At 52.2% G+C, this 20106-nt stretch carries 16 protein-coding genes; 9 read left to right on the plus strand and 7 right to left on the minus strand.

Annotated elements, in window-relative coordinates:
• Positions 1-8 precede the first annotated feature (8 nt).
• From HHO50_RS09635 to tilS, 4 genes are all read right to left on the minus strand, one after another.
• Positions 9-3377: a SusC/RagA family TonB-linked outer membrane protein gene (locus HHO50_RS09635; protein WP_219921502.1), complete on the minus strand. Its 3369-nt coding sequence runs from the start codon at positions 3375-3377 to the stop codon at positions 9-11.
• Positions 3378-3474: 97 nt separating this feature from the next.
• Positions 3475-4584 (minus strand): FecR family protein, encoded by a 1110-nt coding sequence (locus tag HHO50_RS09640; RefSeq protein ID WP_181305804.1) that lies wholly within the window; start codon positions 4582-4584, stop codon positions 3475-3477.
• A 76-nt stretch (positions 4585-4660) separates the two neighbouring features.
• Positions 4661-5212: an RNA polymerase sigma factor gene (locus HHO50_RS09645; RefSeq protein ID WP_181305805.1), complete on the minus strand. Its 552-nt coding sequence runs from the start codon at positions 5210-5212 to the stop codon at positions 4661-4663.
• 562 nt (positions 5213-5774) lie between these two features.
• Positions 5775-7109: a tRNA lysidine(34) synthetase TilS gene (tilS, locus tag HHO50_RS09650; RefSeq protein ID WP_181305806.1), complete on the minus strand. Its 1335-nt coding sequence runs from the start codon at positions 7107-7109 to the stop codon at positions 5775-5777.
• Positions 7110-7158: 49 nt separating this feature from the next.
• Here tilS and HHO50_RS09655 point away from each other — a divergent pair, with 49 nt between their 5' ends.
• The 7 genes from HHO50_RS09655 (at position 7159) to recN (ending at position 14371) form a co-directional block, all read left to right on the plus strand.
• Complete coding sequence (locus HHO50_RS09655; RefSeq protein ID WP_181305807.1) at positions 7159-8910, plus strand: OstA-like protein; 1752 nt, start codon at positions 7159-7161, stop codon at positions 8908-8910.
• A 79-nt stretch (positions 8911-8989) separates the two neighbouring features.
• Complete coding sequence (locus tag HHO50_RS09660; protein ID WP_181305808.1) at positions 8990-9844, plus strand: outer membrane protein assembly factor BamD; 855 nt, start codon at positions 8990-8992, stop codon at positions 9842-9844.
• Between the two features lie 27 nt (positions 9845-9871).
• Positions 9872-10201: a DNA-directed RNA polymerase subunit omega gene (locus tag HHO50_RS09665; protein ID WP_149088940.1), complete on the plus strand. Its 330-nt coding sequence runs from the start codon at positions 9872-9874 to the stop codon at positions 10199-10201.
• A 14-nt stretch (positions 10202-10215) separates the two neighbouring features.
• Positions 10216-10776, plus strand: a complete 561-nt coding sequence (locus HHO50_RS21540; protein WP_370457561.1) for a flavoprotein — start codon at positions 10216-10218, stop codon at positions 10774-10776.
• Complete coding sequence (coaBC, locus tag HHO50_RS21545) at positions 10730-11431, plus strand: bifunctional phosphopantothenoylcysteine decarboxylase/phosphopantothenate--cysteine ligase CoaBC (protein WP_370457562.1); 702 nt, start codon at positions 10730-10732, stop codon at positions 11429-11431. The genes HHO50_RS21540 and coaBC overlap by 47 nt, the downstream gene beginning before the upstream one ends.
• Complete coding sequence (locus HHO50_RS09675; RefSeq protein WP_181305809.1) at positions 11413-12321, plus strand: DUF4835 family protein; 909 nt, start codon at positions 11413-11415, stop codon at positions 12319-12321. Before coaBC ends, HHO50_RS09675 begins: the two co-directional genes overlap by 19 nt.
• Positions 12322-12712: 391 nt before the next feature.
• The gene (gene recN / locus HHO50_RS09680) at positions 12713-14371 is read left to right on the plus strand and encodes a DNA repair protein RecN (RefSeq protein WP_181305810.1); all 1659 of its coding nucleotides are present in this window, start codon (positions 12713-12715) and stop codon (positions 14369-14371) included.
• Between the two features lie 561 nt (positions 14372-14932).
• Here the strand turns inward: recN and HHO50_RS09685 are convergent.
• Positions 14933-15304 (minus strand): cupin domain-containing protein, encoded by a 372-nt coding sequence (locus HHO50_RS09685; RefSeq protein WP_181305811.1) that lies wholly within the window; start codon positions 15302-15304, stop codon positions 14933-14935.
• Between the two features lie 4 nt (positions 15305-15308).
• Entirely contained in the window at positions 15309-15560 is a 252-nt protein-coding gene (locus HHO50_RS09690; protein WP_181305812.1) for a Kazal-type serine protease inhibitor domain-containing protein, read from the minus strand.
• 254 nt (positions 15561-15814) lie between these two features.
• On the opposite strand from HHO50_RS09690, the gene HHO50_RS09695 reads away from it, so the two are divergent.
• On the plus strand, positions 15815-16102 hold the full coding sequence (locus tag HHO50_RS09695; protein ID WP_181305813.1) for a YtxH domain-containing protein: 288 nt from the start codon (positions 15815-15817) through the stop codon (positions 16100-16102).
• A 114-nt stretch (positions 16103-16216) separates the two neighbouring features.
• Positions 16217-16765: a YtxH domain-containing protein gene (locus tag HHO50_RS09700; RefSeq protein ID WP_181305814.1), complete on the plus strand. Its 549-nt coding sequence runs from the start codon at positions 16217-16219 to the stop codon at positions 16763-16765.
• Between the two features lie 1031 nt (positions 16766-17796).
• On the opposite strand, the gene lysS is transcribed toward HHO50_RS09700, so the two are convergent.
• Entirely contained in the window at positions 17797-19317 is a 1521-nt protein-coding gene (gene lysS, locus HHO50_RS09705; RefSeq protein ID WP_181305815.1) for a lysine--tRNA ligase, read from the minus strand.
• Positions 19318-20106: the final 789 nt, after the last annotated feature.

The following is a 20106-nucleotide window of genomic DNA, read 5'->3' on the forward strand; positions in this document are numbered from 1 at the left end:
CATGGAAGTTAAAAGTTGATGTTAAGACCTGCCGTATAGGTTCTGGCCGCCGGGTACTGGAACCGGCCCGAAACGCCGCTGTTCTCCGGATCCAGTCCGCGCCAATCAGTCCAGGTGTAGAGGTTCTGGGCTTGCAGCAGCACTCTTACCCCGCGTACCACGCGTAGAGTCTCAATAAGTGAAGCCGGTAGCGTATAGCCCACGTTCACATGGCGCAGCCGCACGAAAGAGGCGTCCTGGATATCTTTGGAGGTAAAGTTGCGCGGAACGTCTATCCGTTGCAGAGTGGCGTTGTCGCCGGGTTTCTTCCAACGGTCTTCCAGCATCCTGATAGACTGGTTACTGGTCATGTAGCGTTGGTTCTCGTTGTAGAAGTCCTCGTTGTTCCACCGCATCACGTCAGAGACAAAGGTGAACAGGATGTCGGCGGTAATGCCTTTCCAGCTAAAGCCTGAGGTAACCCCGCCGGTGAGGGTAGGGTACAGACTACCGTGGCCGGTTACGCTTTGGGTATTTACATTATAGGTGGTGGTAATGGTGCCATCTGGGTTATAGTACTGCGCTTCTCCCGTCTCCGGATTCACCCCTGCCCATTTGGGGGCGTAGTACGTGCCATAGGGCATCCCTACTTTCAGGATACGGGTATCTCCGTCTGGCACGTTGTCCAGGCCGTTGCCCAGGTCAAGGATCACGTTTTTGTTGTATGCTCCATTGACACCCAACGTCCAGGTGAACGGCCCGTTGCTGATGACCTCGCCCCGCACGTCTACTTCCACCCCACGGTTTCTCATTTTACCAGTGCTTAGCGATAGGGAGCTAAATCCAGAGGTAGCCGACAAAGGTTGGTTCACAAACATGTTACGGGTGATCTTGTTGTAGAAATCGGCCATGATGCGGAGGCGGCTGTTCTGGAAAAGCCCCAGGTCAAAGCCAACGTTGAACTCATCAATATATTCCCAGTCAAACTCTGGGTTTCCGGCGGCAACGGGCCGTAAAGCGGCCTGCCCGCCGTAAGTGGTGTTGGCCGCGAAAGTGGCAAGGTAAAGGAAGTCGCCCCCAAACGGGCTGGCGGTGGTTCCGTAGCTGGCTCTCAGGCGCAATTCATTCACCAGCGCAACGGTGTTCAGGAAATTCTCTTCTTTCACGTTCCAGTTGGCGCCTACGGAGTAGAACCCGTGCCACCGGTTTTTCTCTGGCACTTTGGTGGAACCATCATAGCGGTAGCTGGCAGTGAGGGTGTATTTGTCATTAAAGGTATATCGGCCCACGCCCATGAAAGACATCAGGGCACTTTCGGTTCTGCCACCGCCTAAACCCGGCAGGAACGTTGCACTGCCTCGGGTTATCCCTGCCGGGGTTTCCGGTAGGCGGGCGTCAACCCCGAAGCCGGTGTAATTGAAAGCGCGGTAGTTGTCATACACGTACTCAAAGTAGCCCGAGGTCTCAAAGTCATGCCGGTCTATGGTCTTGGAGAACGTAAGGCCAGAGGTGGAAATCAGGCCGAAGTTTCGGCGCAGGCCCTCCTCAAAGCGCCCCTTCCCGCCCAGCGTGTTGGAGTTGCTTCTGGAACCATAGTAGGAATCTGGGTTGATGTACACCTGATCAGTGGAACTGCGGTAATCTACCCCGGCCCGGGTAGAAGCCACCAGGCCTGGCAGAATGATGTACCTCAGGTTCACGCCCAGAATGGTTTTGATCTGGTCTGTCTCGCTGGAGGAGTTCTGCAGCCGCTCAAGACCCAGCGTGCCTTCCCTCAAATCTAACACGGGAAACGCCTTGTTGCCAGGCAGAATCATGGTGCCGTCGGGGGCATAGGGGTATTCATACGGCAGCGCATAATACACCGAAGCCATGGAAGTACCCACCCCGGTGCCGCCTTCCCCTTCGGTAAAGCTTGAGCTGGAGTAACCCAGAGAAAGGTTGACGTTCCCGGAAAACTTCTCTGAGTTGAAGTCTACGTTGCTTCGCAAGGTGTAACGTTCCAGACCCGTACGGCGGGCAATCCCTTCCTGGTCATAATAGTTGAGGGAGTTGTAGAAACGGATGTTGTCGTTCCCGCCGCTGATGCTTACCTGGTGTTCCTGAAACTTACTCCGCTGGAAGAAAAGGTCGCGCCAATCTGTATTAATGCCCCTCAAGCTGTCCAGGATAAAGTCTGAGCGGAGTCTCTGCTCTGGGGTTTTTGTGGCGTAGGCCGGGTTTAAGGAAGAGTGAGTCCAGCCAGGGCCTATGTTCCTCCCAATTTCCAAGCCTACCTCTTCCTCAAAACGGAGGCGCTGCTCGGCATCCATCATAATAAAGTTAGGTGAGGTGAGGTCAGAGAAGCCAAACTGGGTATTGTAGTTGACGCTTATCTTGCCCGTATCCCCTTTCTTGGTGGTAATCACCACCACTCCGTTAGAACCTCTTGACCCGTACAAGGCTTTGGCAGAGGCATCCCGCAGAACAGTGACCGTCTCAATGTCATTGGGGTTGATGCTTTGGAAATAACTGGCTTCAATAGGAATACCATCCATCACGTACAAAGGAGCAGAGCTGCCGTTAATAGTGCCTATTCCCCTAATGGTGACGGTGGCACTGCTGCCCGGTTGGCCCGAAGAGGCAATCACGCTCATGCCCGGTACGCGGCCCTGCAGAATCTGGTCAAGCGAAGCCACCGGCACTTGGTTGATGCTTTCTGACGTGACTACGGATGCTGCGCTAGGCGAGCGGTCTCTGGCGTAGTTGGTGTAGCCGGTAACGGTAACTTCCTGTAATAATTTAGTGTCTGCTTTTAAGGCAATGTTGATATTGGTTTTACCGGCTAGGGGAATCACTTGGGTGATATACCCAATAAACGTGAATTCCAGGCTGCTGGCGGTAGACGGGACAGAGAGGTTGTAGTTGCCGTTGCCATCGGTGGAGGTTCCTACGGTAGACCCGGAGACCCGCACTGAAACACCTGGCAACGGAGAGCCTTCCTCGTCCCGCACCTGGCCGCGCACCACCAGATCTTGGGCCGCCGCCTCTGCCGCAGCCGGGTAGATCACCACCAAACTGTTTTCCTTCAGTTCATAGGTAAGGGCGGTTTTCGCCAGCACCGTTCGCATGATCTCGTCCAGATAAGCCTCTTGCACGTTGATGGAGAGCTTTTTGTCGGCCGGCACCGTATTGTGGCTGTAAACGAAACGGTAATCGCTCTGGTGCTCTACCTCCTTCAGTAACTTTTTGATACTGACGTTGGAGAGCTTCAGGCTAATTTTCTGTTGCGCGAAACTGCCCGCACTTACCTGCAGGCACAGCACAAGTAGGAAAAAGGAAGTTAGTTTCATGGCAAGTACTATTCGCCCAGGCAAGGCGCGCTTGCCCAAGTGTTCCAAAAACACAAAGATTTCCATAAAGTAGGGTTGTTAGTTTAGGTGGTTACTGTTTGAGTTTGCCTTTAAATTGGAAGGATCTGAACAAGGGGACGTGTGCCAGCACTTCCCCGCTTTCTTATTTACTTATCATGATTTTATCTTGCATCACTTTGAAAGAGAAAGGGTAGGAAAGCTGTAATGCCTCCAGAGCCCGGACTACGTTTTCATTCTCGAAAACCCCAGAATAGCGGTATTCCTTCACTTCCTGGTCTGTAAACTCAATGTTGATGCCGTACCATGTCTCCAGCTTTTGGGCAATTTGTGACAGAGGTTCATTGTCTATGTCCAGCCTGGTTCTAGCCCAGGCGGTCTCTTGCGGGTTGGTTTTGGCGGATGTAAGCGGCAGGACATTGAATGAAACGGCGGATGTTTTTTGGGAAGGGTTGCCGGACAGACTGCTGATGAGCTTTTGATTGGGTTTGAGGATGACGGGTTTGCCGGGCTGGGCGGCAGAACTAACTTCTACGCGGCCGGTGAGCAGAGACGTCTCTGTGGCAGTATCTCCGGCATGGGCCCTTAAATTGAAAACGGTACCCAACACCTTCACTTGGGTGAACAAGGCATGAACCACGAAGGGGCGAGCTGGATCATGCCTTACATCAAAGAAGGCCTCGCCGGTGAGCCAGACTTCCCGGTTTTTCTGGTTGAAGGCAGGTTGGAGCGTGAGGGTGCTGCTTTGGCGGAGCGTAACCACAGACCCGTCTGCCAACACCACCGTTTTGCGGGACGCGGTTCCCGCCTGAATGCGTAGGTTCTCTTTGGATGGGAATGGTTGCTGCGCCAGCAACGAGGGAGCAGGCTTGAAAAAGAATAGATAGGCTAGTACCACAACGGCCAGGCTGGCAGCAAGCCCTACGGCGTATCTGAAGAAATGGGTAGTAGGAGCAATCCGGTTTTCCTTTTCCCCCCGGTTACGTTGTGCAGGTTGCCCCAAAAGTTGCTTAAAATGCTCAGACTGTAGAATGCCCGCCCGCAGTTGGCTGAGTTGCTCCAGACGGTTGCCCTGGCGGGCGCTCAGGAGATAAATCAGCTTTCTGGCTTCTTCTATATCTTCGGCCCGGGCCGGGTTAGCCTTGATCCAATCTTCCCAGAATAATTGATCTGCCATGTTCACCCCCAGGCAGTAATGCTGAAAGGTTTCCAGGCAAACTAATTCTTCAACTGAAATCTGGGAAGATACAAGCATTGTCTATCGCTTTTACAGAGTAGACGGCGTTTGCTTGGTTTTTTCCTAAGGAAATAGTGAGATATTTATGAAAATATTAGTTTAAAATTCTCCGCAGCACCCTAATAGCATCATAAATGGTGTTGTAGGCCGTTTTTACGGATTGGGAAGTACGTTGGGCAATCTGTTCATAGCTTAGCCCGTCAAAGAATTTAAGCTGGATCAACTCCATCTGCCGGGGAGTGAGTTTTTGCAGGGCAAGCTGTAGTTTTTGTTTTACCTCCACGTCCTGCTGTAGCCTGATGATGATCTCCTCATACGGCATCTCATCCCATTCTTCGTCAAGAAGCTTTTTCTGCACCGCTACATCTAACTGACTACGATGGCGCACCTCATCTGTGATGGTATGCTTGAGGGTGGTAAAGAGGTAATTCCTGACGTTGTCTACCGGGTGAAGGTGGGCTCTCTTGTCCCAGAGGTTGAGGAAGATCTGGTTAACGCAGTCTTTGACCAACTCATCATCGGCGGTGGTCTTCAGCCCAAACCTGAGCAGATGAAAGTAGAAAGAGTTGTATAGGCTGAATAGTGCCTGCTTATCGCCTTGGCACATGGCTATCCAATTTTGTTTGTACTCTTCTTCAGCAGTCATCGTATACCAAGTATACTAAAAAAATACCGCAGCGCCACATTATTCTACAAGAATATGCTTCGGCCATAGGGGGCAGTGCTGGCGCGAGTTGTATTCCGGTACTCTCTGGAAACAACATGTACCTGCTTCCCTACCTGTTTCTGCCGCATTTTTAAGAAAACAGCCCCAAAACGGGTTTCTATTCAGCCTGTTGGTAGAGCCTGTTATACTTATCAACCCAAGTTGCGCTTTGCAAAAGCTGAACAAACGGATAGCCCTAGTCAGCCTCCTCCTCCAGGAGGGGAATTTTTCTTTCTTTGCGGAATTCTCCTCCTGGGAGCTCATCTGGTAGGGGAACCTTTACCAACGTTGCTGTTCAGGATTTCTAATCCCGAGCGAGTGCTTTCAGATTGATAAATCTGAAAGCACGGGAATATCTATGTTATTGAGGATTGTTGACTGTCAATTGCTGATTGTTGTTTTTAGCCTGGTTTTCTAAAAACAGCCCTAAGAGCAGAATAGCTACGGCTCGCCGCTAAGAAGAAGTGTTTTCCAGGTTGAGTTAGCAATCAGCAATTAATGATTAAGAACTCCTCCTAGTGACGGTAATTTCCAGCACTTCCTGGGTGTTCTCGGTGACTTTGAAGCGGTTGTCCAGTTGTTGGCCAATGACCCAGGTCAGCGACGCGTCAGAGACCAGCACCCAGACATCGGGCTTCAGGTTGGCGGGGATTTTACGGTCGATGAGCAGGTCGCTTACCTTCTTCTTGCCGTTCATGCCCAGGGGGATGAACCAATCGCCCTGCTTCCAGGGGCGAAGTTTGAGCGGAAATTTCACCAGGTCTGCATCTAAGGCGGCCACGTCTTTGGAGCGGGGGACTTTGTAGCCTTCGGCGGGTTTACGGGCTATTTTGGCCAAATAAGGCCCAAACTGGAGTTCGGTGGTTTCTTGAGGAACCGTGATGCTGCCGAATTGCTCCAGCGGCTTGGCGGTGATGACCAAATCCTCCCGGTCTTTCACCAGCACGTGGGTAGGGGAGGAGAACGTCTTGCCCGAAAGGCCGTCCCAAGCCGCCGCAATTTCCTGCGCCTGGCTATACGAAAACTGGAACGGTTTTAGCAGTTCATGCAGCAAGACTTCCGGGGCCGGGCTGGTTTGCAGCGGCGCAATGGATAGGTAAATAGCGCCGTTCTCCTGGCGCTGCGTTTTTGCCTTGATTTCCTGAAAAGAGGCCAGAAACACGGCCTCGGCGCCTTGCAGCCGCTCCAAGGTGTGGGTGAAGGTTTCCTCCAGGTTGGGATTGAGTTTCCTCAGAACCGGAATGACTTCGTGGCGCACCAGATTGCGGTTGTATTTACGGCTCTCATTGCTGGAATCTTCCCGCCACGCCAAACGTTTGGCTACCAGCCACTCATACAAATCATCTTTGGTGAGGCCCAGGAGCGGACGGATGAGGTTGCCGCTTTTGGGCAGAATTCCGTGAAGTCCGGCTAAACCAGTGCCGCGCACCAGGTTCAGGAGCACGGTCTCCAAGGCATCAGACTGGTGGTGGGCGGTGGCGATGACGTCATACCCCAGTTGCTGGCGCATCTGCTCAAACCATTGGTAGCGCAGGGTGCGGGCGGCCATTTGGGTAGAGATACCCTCCTGCTGGGCGAAGGCTTGGGTTTGGAACTGCTCACTGTAGAAAGGCGCTTCGTATTGTTTGGCCAGCTTGCGCACGAACAATTCATCGGCGTCCGATTCCTCGCCCCGCAGCCCGAAGTTGCAGTGCAGCACCGCAAAGGGGAACTTGCCGCGGTGCAGGAGGTCGGCTAGTACCACCGAATCCAGACCTCCGCTGACGGCGGCAAGAATCCTGGTTTCAGACGTGGCGAGTTGGTGGGTGTCTATATAATGTAAAACTTTCTGGAGCATCAGTGAAGGAAGGGTATTTTTAGTAATTTTGTTTCTATTACATGCATTGATGAAGTTCACAAAGATAGGTTTAGTATCTCTTTTCTCCCTGTTCTCGGTTACTTTGGCTTTCGGCCAGGGTACCCCGGCCCCGCAGGGAGGCGGGCAACCGGTAGAAGTATCAGCGAATACGCTGCAATCCGGCCGATACAACGGCGAGGAAGTGCGCCGGCTGCTGGGGAACGTGGTGATGCGCCAGGGCCAGACTACCTTAACCTCAGACTCGGCGTACCAGTACGTAAGTGACCGCAACAAGCTGGAGGTGTTCAGCAACGTGCACATTACCCAGCCCGGCATGGATGCCACCAGTACCACCGCCAGCTATGACGGTACCCGGCGCATTGCCACCATGCGGGGCAACGTGACGCTGCGCGATGAGCAGATGACCTTGACCACGCCTTCGCTGGACTATGATTTGAACGCCAAACGCGCCTATTACACCACTACCGGTAACATTGTAGGCCCAGATTACACCATTAACAGCCAGTTGGGCACCTACACCTCAGATGATAAGGTGCTCACGTTTAAAAAGAACATTAAATACGTAGGCCAAAACGCCGAGGTGCTGAGCGATACCATGTCTTATAACACGGTGACCAAGGTGGTGGAGTTCTTTGGGCCTACCACCATCAAGTCGCCGGACGGTACGCTGCGCGCGAACCGCGGCACGTACAACACCGTTACCCGCGAGTCTAACTTTAGGGGCAATGCGAGCATCAAAACCCCAGATTACCTCATTAAAGGCGAGACCCTGACCTACGACAAAGCCAAGGAATACTACACCGCTTCGCGCAACGTGTCCATGACGGCCATCAAAGATACCGCCATTATTACCGGACAGACCGCTTTGTACTGGCGCGCTCAAGGTCGGGCAAAGGTCTTTGGTTCTCCCGTGATGCGTACCATTGAAAAGCGCGACACCATGTATCTGTCGGCCGATACGCTGGTTTCGGTGGAGAACGTGAAAGACAAAACCAAGAAAGGCAAACTGTACGCCTACCATGATGTGCGCATCTTTAAGTCTGATTTGCAGGGACTGTGCGATTCCCTTACCTACGACCAGAATGACTCTGTTATCTACATGAACCGCAATCCGCGTCTATGGGCGAATAAAAACCAGATGACGGCTGATAGCGTGGTTCTGCAACTACGCGGCAACACCCTGGATCAGATGCGCATGTACGGGAATTCGTTCGCCATTTCTATAGATACGCTGGAAAACTACAACCAGGTGAAAGGCCGCAATATGATCGCGCGCTTTGCCGACGGAAAGATCAGGCGCATAGACGTAAACGGAAACGGCGAAAGCCTCTACTTTGCCTTGCAGGGCGATACTGCCACCATGGGCATGAACCGGGCCGTATGCAGTGACATGCGCCTGATGTTTGAGGAAGGCAAGGTGCAGACCATCACTTTCCTGGAACAGCCCGACGCCAAACTCATTCCGCCCCATGAACTGGAGGAGCCAGATACCCGCCTGAAAGGGTTTGTGTGGCGCAGTGACGAAAAACCTACCCGTGCCTTTGTGCTGGCGAAAAGAGGGGCTAAGAAAGCTGCCGCCAAAGCCACGGGCACCCAAGTTCCGGCCACCACAACCAAAGCTGCGGCAAAGGGCAATAGAGCTTCCGCAGAAGCTTCGGTCAAGCCGGAGCCCCGTTCCACAGGCCCTCAAACCCAGCCAAGTTCACCTAAACCCGCCTCGCCACCGCCCGCTAAAAAAAGAGCGGTTGGGTTTGGGTCTGGTTTCAAGAAGGGTTCCTAAAATAGAGTCCTATTATACTTGGGGGCTTTGCTCCTCGTTAAGTGTATTTATAAAAGAATTTTGTTATTTTTGCGCGATTATGACCAACCGCATTCTTTCTTATTTGCCTATTCTGCTCTTAGTTGTGCTATTGGGCGCCTGTGGGCAATACAATAAAATCCTGAAAAGCGACGACGTAGATAAAAAATACGCCGCGGCCCTCTCTTACTATGAAAAGGAAGAGTATGACAAAGCCGGTGCTTTATTGGAAGACCTTATGCCGTTGTTGAAAGGGCGTAGCGAGTATGAGCGGGCTAATTTCCTGTACGCCTATACCAAGTACCACCAGCAACTGTACCTGGAGAGTTCTTTCCATTTCACCTCTTTTGGGCAGACGTTCCCCCGCAGCCAGTACGCCGAAGAGGCCGCTTTCATGAACGCCAAGTCGCTGACCAATGAGTCCCCGTCGGTGAACCTGGATCAGCAGAGCACCGCGCAGGCCATGGCGGCCTTGCAGGAGTTCATGCGCCGCTACCCGCAAAGCAAATACATGCCCGAAGCCAACACCATTTATGATGAGCTTTCCCGTAAAATTGAGTTAAAGGCCTTTGACGTAGCCAAGCAGTACTACAAACTCACCAACTATGACCCGCAGTACTACAAAGCGGCCGTAGTAGCCCTGGAGAACTTCCGGAAGAGCTTTCCGTCTTCCACTTTCAATGAAGAAGCCGCTTACCTGCGCATAGATGCCCAGTACAACTACGCCAGAGAAAGCATAGAATCAAAGCAGCGGGATCGTTATGCCGAGGTAGTTACCATGTACCAGACGTTTGTGGATGCGTATCCGCAAAGCAAATACCTGCGTACTGCCGAGAATATCTATGACTCTAGCCGACAAGCGTTGGAAAGACTCAGCAAAACCACAGCGGCCGCTACCACGGCCACCAATAATTAATTTTGTAAAACCCAATTCACCAGACATATGGCCCAAGTACCAGCATCCATCGTAACGCGTAACATTTCTGACCTGGCGGTTGAGACCGGTAACGTATATGAGTCTATCTCCATCATCTCTAAGCGGGCAAACCAAATTGCCGTAAAGGTGAAGGAAGAATTGAACTCTAAACTGGCCGAGTTCGCCACCACGGTTGACAACCTGGAAGAGGTGTTTGAAAACCGCGAGCAGATTGAGATCTCTAAATACTATGAGCGTCTTCCTAAGCCTACCAACATGGCCATTGAGGAGTTCATTGAAGGAAAAGTTTACTTCCGGAACGCCGATGATGAAGAGCAAACCTCTTCCGCGTTTTAATCTCCCGTTTCTGAATGCTTCGGCATAAGAAAATACTCCTGGGGGTTTGCGGAAGCATTGCGGCCTACAAAGCGGCGTTGCTGGTGCGGCTCCTCATCAAAGCAGAAGCAGAAGTGCAGGTAATCCTGACCACTTCTGCTTCTGCTTTTATAACCCCCGTCACCTTAGCCACCCTCTCCAAAAGACCGGTGCTCACCGAGTTTGTGCGGAGCGATAACTCTGGTCTCTGGCACAACCACGTGGAACTGGGCCTGTGGGCCGATGCGCTGGTGGTGGCCCCGGCCAGTGCCAACACCGTGGGGAAATTCGCCCGTGGTTTGTGTGACAACCTGCTTTCGGCAACGTACCTCTCGGCCCGCTGCCCGGTGTTTGTGGCCCCGGCCATGGATCTGGACATGTACCAGCACCCGGCCGTGCAGGAGAACTTCCGGCTGCTGCGCTCCTACGGAAACCACATCATGGAAGCCGGACACGGAGAGCTGGCCAGCGGTTTAGTGGGGCAGGGGCGCCTGGCAGAGCCCGAGGAGATTGTTCAGGTTTTACAACAGCATTTTACGGCACGCAACCTTGTTTAACGGCAAAAAAGTCCTGATTACCGCCGGGCCCACCTATGAGCCCCTTGATCCGGTACGCTTCATTGGCAATCATTCTACCGGGAAAATGGGTTTCGCCTTGGCGCGGTGCCTGGCCCAGGAAGGGGCGGCGGTGTCGCTCATTGCCGGGCCCACCAGCCTGACGTTGTCACACCCTCTGGTGCAGGTGATGCCCGTGATGACCGCCGATGAAATGTTTGCCGCTTGCCAACGGAAATCAGAAGAAGCCGACCTCTGGATTTTTGCCGCGGCCGTGGCCGATTACAAACCAAAGGACCCTGCTACTTCCAAAATAAAAAAAAATGACGACTCCTTTACTATTGAACTGGTGAAGAACGTTGATATAGCAGCTACTTTGGGTAAACAGAAGCGCGCAAATCAGTTTGCGGTAGGCTTTGCCCTGGAAACCGATCAGGAACTGGAGAATGCCCGCGGTAAACTCCTCAAAAAGAACCTGGACATGGTGGTGCTGAACTCCCTGCGTGATCCTGGGGCGGGCTTTAGGCATGACACCAATAAAATCACCATTGTCAAGCCGTCTACCGTAGAGGAGTACGCCCTGAAGGCCAAAGACGAAGTAGCACAAGATATTCTGGAATCCATTAAAGCTGAATGGGCATGTTTGCAAAAAAAATAGGTTGGGTTGTTCTGGGATTGCTGTTTCCGTTCTGGGCGCAGGCGCAGGAATTGCGCTGTGAGGTAACCGTGAACAGTGATCAGGTACAGGCCACCGACCGTCAGGTGTTTCAGCAGATGCAGAACGCCATCTCTGAGATCATGAACAACACCCGCTGGACAAGTGATGTCTACCAGAACGAAGAACGCATTAGGTGCAAGATGTTCATCACGCTTAGGGCCATGCCCCAGATAGGCGTGTACGAGGCCAACACCCAGATTATCTCCAGCCGCCCAACCTACGGTACCGGCTATGAAACCACCGTGCTTTCCTTTGTAGACACCAAATTTGAGTTTGAGTACAATCCGGCCCAGCCGCTGCAATACGCGCCCAACACCTATACCTCTAACCTGACCGCCATTCTGTCTTTCTATGCCTACACCATTATTGGGATGGACAACGACAGCTTTTCGCGCTTAGGAGGAGCTAATGCCTTGGCCGAGGCCAGCAACATTCTCAACCTGGTGACTTCGGCCGGGGCCGCCAGCGGTGGCTGGAGCGCCACCGCCGATACCCGTAACCGCTATTGGCTCATCAATAACCTGCAAGATCCCCAGTTTGAGCCGCTTCGTTCGGCCATTTACCTCTACCATCGGCAAGGCCTGGACTTGATGGCGCAAGACCCGGAGAAAGCGCGTCAGAATATACTGGAGGCGTTGCGCAACATCCAACAGGTAGCCCGCATCCGCTCCGGATCAGCGGCCCTGCGTTCCTTCTTTGAAGCCAAAGCCACCGAATTGAGCAATGCCTTTGCCTCGGCCACGCCCGCCCAAAAGCAACAGGCCTTTGACCTCCTTACCCAGATAGACCCCACCAACCGCGCCAGGTACGAGACCTTAGTGCAACGCTAAACGTCCGTTTTGCCTGGGTTTTCAGGAAAACAGCTCTAAAACGATAACGGAGTTCATCCTTTATCTTTAAGCTGATCTCTTCCCAAGGGAGAACTGTGTCCTTCGCCAATAGCCCAGCCTTTCTCCTTAAGAAAGGCAGAAGAAGGGGTGGCTTTTTGAAACTCTCTGCAAAACTTGTAAGTTTCTATCACAGAAACCAATGCCTGTCCTTTTACCTGTGCCGCGCGTACAACAAGGTCAGGTTCTGGAAAGTTATTGTCTTGTATTTCTAAAAAGAACCTCCAAAGAAATAAAATTGGCTATATTTATTAGTTATGAGACTAAATAAATTAGCATATTTGTCTCTTGGAGTACACCACTACCATCCAAACCGAAAGAGGCATCCTACCTTATGCTCGTAGACCTTAAGATAAAAAATTACGCCCTTATTGAGCAGCTGGAGCTGCAACCATCGCCGCTGCTGAACATTATTACCGGTGAGACAGGTGCCGGTAAATCCATTATGCTGGGGGCCATTGGCTTGCTGCTGGGTAACCGCGCCGACTCCAAACTGCTGTTCAACCAGAACGAAAAGTGCGTCATTGAGGGCTCCTTCAACATCTCAGAGTACCAGTTGCAACCTTTTTTTGAAGAGGAAGACCTGGACTTTGAACCCATTAGCCTGTTGCGCCGCGAAATCAGCCCGAGCGGCAAGTCGCGGGCGTTCGTGAATGACACGCCGGTTACGCTGGAGCAACTGCGCCGCATTGGTGAGCAACTCATGGACATCCACTCGCAGCATGATACGCTCATGCTGGGTGACCAAAGCTACCAACTCAACATTGTGGATCTGTATGCCCAGAATGAAGGGCTGCGCACCCCTTACGGCGCAGCGTACCGCACCTATAAAAAGCTGGAGCGGGAATACAAAGATCTGGAGGGTCAATTAGCGCAGTCCCAGAAAGAGTTGGACTACAACAGCTTCCTGCTGAACGAGCTGGTAGAGGCCAATCTGCAAGCCGAGGAACAGGAAAGCCATGAAACGGAACTGAAGCAACTGGAGCACGCCGAGGAAATAAAGCTAAAGCTGAGCCAGGCCCTGCAATACATTTCGGAGAGCGAGTACAACGCCACTGGTGCTTTGAAAGACGCCAGCCATTTGGTAGGCCAGGTAACCGAGTACGGAGAGAATTTCCAGACTTTGAAACAGCGCCTGGACAGCTGCTTCATTGAACTGAATGATATTGCCGGCGAACTGGAAGACGCCGAACGCAAAACCGAGGCCGATCCGCAGCGCGCCGAGCAACTGCAGGAGCGTCTGGATTTGATCTATACCCTGCAACGCAAGCACCAGGTGCGCACGGTTGAAGACCTGTTAGCCCTTCAGGCCGAGTTGGAGATCAAGGTGAGCAGTGTCCATAACCTGGATGCCGCCATTGAGAACACCAAAAAAGCGTTGACCGCCGCCCTGCAGGAAGTAGAGACCCGTTCGCAAGCATTGTCCCAAAGCCGCACCGGCGTGTTCACGGTTTTCCAGGATGAACTGCACAGCTTGCTCTCCGAGCTAGGGATGCCGAACGCCCGCGTGGTACTGGAGCATAAAACCTCGGCCCCGGCCGCTACCGGTGTTGACGTAGTGAACATCCTGTTCAGCGCGAACAAGGGTGCCGCGCCGCAGACGCTGAGCAAAGCAGCCTCAGGGGGGGAGTTCTCCCGCCTGATGCTCTGCGTGAAGTACCTGCTCGCGGATAAAACGGCCCTGCCCACCATTATCTTTGACGAGATTGACACCGGTATCTCAGGGGAGATTGCCGTGAAAGTAGGTAGAATGATGCAGCAGATGTCCCAGAAGCACCAATTGATCTGTATCTCGCACTTACCCCAGATGGCAGCCCAGGGCGATACGCACTACTTCGTCTACAAAGAAGACCGCGCCGACCGCACCATCAGCCGTGTCCGGCAGTTGAGCCACGAGGAACGCGTAGTGGAGATCGCGCAGATGATCGCCGGGGCCAATCCATCAGAAAACGCTTTCCAGAGTGCGAAGGAACTGCTAGCCTTGAGTGCCTGATAAGAAGGAGGAATTTTCCAAAGAATGGATAGCTGGTTAGGGGGTAGAGCTTTCTTGTTTTGAGCCTCTTTTTGCCAAATAAGGCCTGAAACGCGATAACATACACAGGGTAGTCCTTTGAAAGTAATGATCTCGCTCGCGTCCCGCGAGTGAAATCATTACTTTCAAAGGACTACCAAACACATTTTACTTGCTGACTTAACGCAAAAAGGGAGCCTCCCCCACAGAGAAGGGAGCCCTTTGGATGCGTTTTAAGGCTGTTTTGCGGAAAACAGGCTTAAAACGCAAAAACCTGTGAGGTCTTTAAGACCTCACAGGTTTAAAGTAAACTGGCGCGAGACTCCAGTCTCGTGACATGGGAGGAAGCGAGTCTCCAGACTCGCCGGGAACCACCAACAGTTTTGCGTAATATCAATTAATACACGGGAAGCCCGCGGCAAATAGCAGCGGGCTTTCCGTTTTCAGCCTGTTCTTGTTTTGAGTCTGTTTTCTTAAAAAGAGGCCTAAAACAGAAAGCCTGCCTGGCCCTGACGCCGCTGTTTTCTGAGAAAAAGAAGTACGTTACCCGTCTTCTCTGTTCACGGTATTGATATCAAAGGCAGGCACACAGATAGACCAGTATTCGCACGCCTCGTCAAAGGGATTGGAGTACCGGATGCGGGCTCCGGCTTTTATGTGCAGGGTTTGTCCGGCAGAGAGCACCACGGTTTCACCGTCTATTTCAATCTGTTTTCTTCCGCGCAGGAGAATGGTGACCTCGTCAAAGGCTGGGGTCTGGTGCGGCTCACTCCAGTGGGGCGGGGCTACCATGTGGGCTACACTGAAGGCTTCGGTGCGGGTGCTGGCCAGGCCAAAGTGTTCTTCAATCAGTTTCCCGTCGGGGGTAGGCACCCTGAAGGGAGCCGTCTGTAGATGGAATTTTTTCTCGCGCATGGGCTTAGTTGTTAGTGCCTTTGGAGGGGCATTCGCCTTTGGTGTAAGAGGTTACCCCTTTGGTTTCTGCGGTACAGGCGTTTCCGTAGGTCTTGCCGTCACAGCCGCACACGGGCTCGTATTGCATGGTGCAGGCGCGCTCATTGTCTATTTTGGCGGGATCAATGCAGGCCGAGGCCGTCTGCTGCTGGTTGCTTTTACAGCTGATGGCCACGGTGCAAAGCAAAAAAGCCGAAATGATAAGTTGTCTTTTCATAGGTAGTCTAGTCAGGTGAAATATACGCAAATATGCCAACTGCTAGCCACCCCGGTGATTTCAACCCCCGGTTTTGCCTTTATTTTCAGAAAGGAGGGGAATGCCTTAACCTGCTCCGGATAAATCCGTACACCGCTTTAATATATATTACAATATATATTTATTGTTTAGCATATTGCGGGTGCATTGGCGTACGTTGTACAGACACCGGGGCACATGACCCAAATCAAATTTCAACCTTTACCTTTTTTACTATGAAAAATGACAATTCAAAAATTTTGATCGCCGCCGCCGCTGGTGCCGCTGCTGGTGTGGTTGCAGGTATCTTGATGGCTCCAAGCAACGGAAAAGACTCTCGTAAAGACCTTAAGAAAGCCGCTGGCCAGCTGGCCGAAAGCGTAAACGGACAGATTGCGCCGTACCTTGAAAAACTGAGTGGCTTAACCAGCTTGTTAAGTAAAGCGGAAGGCGGAAACGCTGGTGCACAGTCAGCGGGCGGTGAGAACGCGAACGACGCTGCCAGCACTGGTTCGCAGTCCTAACCCTCTTTGAGCGCCAGATAAGGTAAAACGGAGGGATAACCAAATGTGTTGGCTATCGTTAAGAAGAAACAGACGTAGTATAACGGAACGGTGGTTCCTCTAAAAATAAAGCTCATGAAAGACGATAAAGGAAGAGTGCTTCTGGCCATGCTGGCCGGCGCTAGCGCGGGGTTAGTGGCAGGTATATTAATGGCCCCCGAGGCCGGAGAAGCTACCCGCGGCAACCTGAAGAAATCAGCCTCAAAACTGGGCTCAGGTTTAGGATCTACACTGTCTGGCATTGGTTCCAGCGCTGGTGCCCTACTGGGCCGGAAGCCAGCAGGTGGAGGAGATCCAGATATTGTGAACCTGGGTTCTAACACCACTGCAACTTCCCACCTGGACAATAACCCAACGGGCGGAAACGTAGAGGCAATGACGGGCGATGATCCTAGGGATAACACCACCGGAACAGCCCTTTCAGACGTAGGTGCCGGAATTGACGCCGGCGCTCTGGGAGCCGATGCTGGTACCCTGGGAACCGATACTGATCTAAATGCGACCTCTACTTCCGCCGGAACTACCACTGGTGCCACTACAAAGCCTAAAAGAGCCAGTAAAGCGAAAGGTGCCTCTAAAAGCGGCAACACCGGTACAGGGGCTGACACCTCTACCACTACTTAATTTATAGTTTCAGGCTTTGACTGTAACCTTGCGTAGGTAGATCCGTTAAAGAGAGAAAGTATGATTGGTTAAATAAGAAATCGCGAAACAGATGCCGTAAAGCGAAGTTGTTTGATGACGTTGAAACTTAAATAAAATTGGCCGAATGGTTAAACTTTTTGAGGGATACTAGAATAGCTTAGTAACACAGATGAAAGTCACATCATGGAGTAGCGAGTAGAAGTTATTTAACCAATATAAGAAAGCCTTCCCAGACGGGAAGGCTTTCTGCGTTTATAGCCTGTTTTGCCCATAATGAGTCAAAAGCTTTTACCTTGGGGTCAATCTATTTTGTTCTGTTTTTAGGCATGTATCTTGCTTTTGCTGTTCCCTTGGCTTGTCTGCTTCTTGCGTGGGTGCAAATACTTTGTTGTTTCATCTTTGGCGGTAAGCGCTCACGGCCGCGGGGGCCCGTTTTCCCCTCTCGCACTGCCCTTTCGGCCTGAACTGTCTATTGCTCTTAGTTGGTGTTTGTCTATGGCCAAAAGCGAGGCGCGCTCTGGGAAGACTGGAACTGGGAAAGTAAGTAAAGGAAGTAGAAGGTAGTTATATCAACTAGTATTTACCCGTTTCCTATGGTTTTCTGGCGCAAGCGTCCGCTTGTGTCCGTACGCATTCCTGATTTGCCATGCGTGCGGACACAAGCGGACGCTTGCGCCAGGAGGCATCTAACCAGTGGCGGAAGGTACTTTGGTGATTGGGTTTACTGGTTGTATTGCCCCTATTCTACCGCAAAGGCGTATTCCCCTCCTGGGAGGGGGAGGGGTGGGTTCTGTCTCCCACGCAACACCGCCAACTCCAAAGACCTCACAGCGTCTTCAGACTTGCGAGCGTCTGCGCCGATGCCGTTTCCAACCTGTTTTCTGCAAATCAGGCAAACGTATACCGAGTGAAAACAGCCCTAAGCCAGGAAAGGCCGCTTCATGAAGCGGCCTTTCCTGGCTTAGGGCTGAAAGTAAATTAGCGCATCAGCACATGAAACAATCAGCACATTAATTATTCTCCGGTTTCATTTGCGGGAAGAACAACACGTCCTGGATAGATTGGGAGTTGGTCATGATCATGCTCAGGCGGTCAATCCCAATGCCCAAACCAGCGGTGGGCGGCATGCCGTACTCCAGCGCCCGCAGGAAGTCTTCGTCCAGTACCATGGCTTCCGTGTCGCCGCGTTTGCCCAGCTCTAGTTGCTCCTCAAAGCGGGCGCGTTGGTCAATCGGGTCGTTGAGTTCAGAGAAGGAGTTGCAGATTTCTTTGCCGTTGCAGATCGCCTCAAAACGCTCTACCAGGCCTTCTTTGCTGCGGTGCTTTTTGGCCAGCGGGCTCATCTCTACCGGATAGTCGGTGATGAAGGTGGGCTGGATCAGTTGGCCTTCGCATTTCTCCCCGAAGATCTCGTCAATGATCTTGCCTTTCCCGATGTTCGGGTCTAGTTTGATGCCCAGGCCAGTCGCGGTTTCGCGCAGTTGGGCTTCGTCCATCACCGAGATGTCAATGCCGGTGAAGTGCTGAATGGCTTCAAACATGGTGAAACGCTTCCAAGGGCGGGCGAAGTTAATGACGTTCTCGCCCACTTGTACCTCGGTGGTGCCGTGCAGCGCCAAGGCCACTTTCTCCACCATTTCCTCTACCAAATCCATCATCCAATAGTAGTCTTTGTAGGCTACGTACAGTTCTACCTGCGTGAACTCCGGGTTGTGGAAACGGCTCATGCCTTCGTTCCGGAAGTCTTTGGAGAACTCGTATACCCCGTCAAAACCACCCACAATCAGACGCTTCAGGTACAGTTCATTGGCAATGCGCAGGTACAAGGTCATGTCCAGGGTGTTGTGGTGCGTCTTGAACGGACGGGCGGCGGCACCACCGTACAAAGGCTGCAGAATTGGGGTTTCCACCTCCAGGTAGCCGCGCTCGTTCAGGTACGCGCGCATGGTGTTCACCAGCTTGGTGCGTTTGATGAAGGTGTCGCGCACGTCTGGGTTTACCACCATGTCTACGTACCGCTGGCGGTAGCGCAGTTCAGGGTCGGTGAACGCGTCATAGACGTGCTCTACGCCGTTCTCGTCTACTTCCCGCTTTACAATAGGCAGCGGTTTCAAAGACTTGGCCAACAGCGTGAGTTCTGTGACGTGCACTGAGGTTTCACCCACCTGCGTTTTGAACACGTAGCCTTTCACGCCGATGAAGTCCCCGATGTCCAGCATTTTCTTGAACACGGTGTTGTAGAGGTCTTTGTTTTCGCCGGGGGCGATGTCATCACGCGATACGTAGATCTGGATGCGGCCCGAGCTGTCCATGAGTTCGGCAAACGAAGCCTTGCCCATGACGCGGCGGCTCATCAATCGGCCCGCCAGACTCACTTCCTGGTAGTTGTTCTGCTCCGGATCGTAGTTTTGCTTTATATCCTTGGCCGTGGCGGTCACGTCAAAAAGTTCGGAAGGGTAGGGGTTGATGCCCATCTTCTGGAGCTCTTCGCGCTCATGGCGCCGGCGTAGTTCCTGTTCGCTTAAATGCATGGAAACGGTCTTTCAGTTTTTCTAAAAATCAAAGCGCGAATTTCGGAAATTATTCCCATACATGGAGATGTACGGGAGTAATCCTTGCAATTCGTTTTTCTTAGTTTGGTATAGCTAGCGTGGCGGCGGCTTTCTGCGGAGCCCTTATGCTGGATTGTTGCATGGTTTCCCTTCGTGCGCCCAGGGAAGACTGGAACAGGGAAAGTAAGTAATGGAAGGAGGTGGCGCATATTAAACCCAATCACCTAAAGCATCTTCCATCACTGGTGAGATGCCTCCTGGCGCAAGCATCCGCTTTTGTCCGCACGCATGGCTGATTAGGGATTTGATCTGATTGAAACGCTGTTTTTAGTGTATTTTTAAGAAAAGAGGCTGGAAACAGGTTTTTCTAAAACAGAGGTTTAGGAATGTGTGCGGACACAAGCGGACGCTCGCGCCAGAAACCAATGGAAGAAGGTAAATACTAGCAGCTATTGATTGTAATGCCTGTATTTTCCTGTAAAAGTGTATTCCCCTCCTTGGAGGGGTGGGTTCTGGCGCTCCACGATCTCCCAAGTATTCATTCTGTTAGAGCATGTTTAAATTTCATCTTTGCGCTGCAAATGACCATAAAAAGAACCTGCGTTCGCCTTTCCCTCGCCCCGTAGCGCTGCTACGCGGCTCAAAAAACGCTTCCGCAGAACCTTTCTCTGGTCATTTTCGCCAGCAAACCTCAAATGTAAACAAGCTTTTAGTCTGGACATAGCATAAAAGTGTTTCGGGGCTGTTTTTAGAAGAACAGCCCCGAAA

Source organism: Rufibacter sp. XAAS-G3-1 (genome assembly GCF_013623775.1).
Classification (GTDB): Bacteria; Bacteroidota; Bacteroidia; order Cytophagales; family Hymenobacteraceae; genus Nibribacter.

What these genes read in the sequence shown, in the direction of transcription:
- recN (WP_181305810.1), top strand. Translation starts at nt 12,713, where the DNA reads ATGCTCGTAGACCTTAAGATAAAAAATTACGCCCTTATTGAGCAGCTG.
- tilS (WP_181305806.1), bottom strand. Translation starts at nt 7,109, where the DNA reads ATGCTCCAGAAAGTTTTACATTATATAGACACCCACCAACTCGCCACG.
- HHO50_RS09640 (WP_181305804.1), bottom strand. Translation starts at nt 4,584, where the DNA reads ATGCTTGTATCTTCCCAGATTTCAGTTGAAGAATTAGTTTGCCTGGAA.
- HHO50_RS09695 (WP_181305813.1), top strand. Translation starts at nt 15,815, where the DNA reads ATGAAAAATGACAATTCAAAAATTTTGATCGCCGCCGCCGCTGGTGCC.
- HHO50_RS09690 (WP_181305812.1), bottom strand. Translation starts at nt 15,560, where the DNA reads ATGAAAAGACAACTTATCATTTCGGCTTTTTTGCTTTGCACCGTGGCC.
- HHO50_RS21540 (WP_370457561.1), top strand. Translation starts at nt 10,216, where the DNA reads ATGCTTCGGCATAAGAAAATACTCCTGGGGGTTTGCGGAAGCATTGCG.
- HHO50_RS09635 (WP_219921502.1), bottom strand. Translation starts at nt 3,377, where the DNA reads ATGGAAATCTTTGTGTTTTTGGAACACTTGGGCAAGCGCGCCTTGCCT.
- HHO50_RS09685 (WP_181305811.1), bottom strand. Translation starts at nt 15,304, where the DNA reads ATGCGCGAGAAAAAATTCCATCTACAGACGGCTCCCTTCAGGGTGCCT.
- HHO50_RS09660 (WP_181305808.1), top strand. Translation starts at nt 8,990, where the DNA reads ATGACCAACCGCATTCTTTCTTATTTGCCTATTCTGCTCTTAGTTGTG.
- HHO50_RS09665 (WP_149088940.1), top strand. Translation starts at nt 9,872, where the DNA reads ATGGCCCAAGTACCAGCATCCATCGTAACGCGTAACATTTCTGACCTG.
- HHO50_RS09645 (WP_181305805.1), bottom strand. Translation starts at nt 5,212, where the DNA reads ATGACTGCTGAAGAAGAGTACAAACAAAATTGGATAGCCATGTGCCAA.
- HHO50_RS09655 (WP_181305807.1), top strand. Translation starts at nt 7,159, where the DNA reads ATGAAGTTCACAAAGATAGGTTTAGTATCTCTTTTCTCCCTGTTCTCG.
- HHO50_RS09700 (WP_181305814.1), top strand. Translation starts at nt 16,217, where the DNA reads ATGAAAGACGATAAAGGAAGAGTGCTTCTGGCCATGCTGGCCGGCGCT.
- HHO50_RS09675 (WP_181305809.1), top strand. Translation starts at nt 11,413, where the DNA reads ATGTTTGCAAAAAAAATAGGTTGGGTTGTTCTGGGATTGCTGTTTCCG.
- lysS (WP_181305815.1), bottom strand. Translation starts at nt 19,317, where the DNA reads ATGCATTTAAGCGAACAGGAACTACGCCGGCGCCATGAGCGCGAAGAG.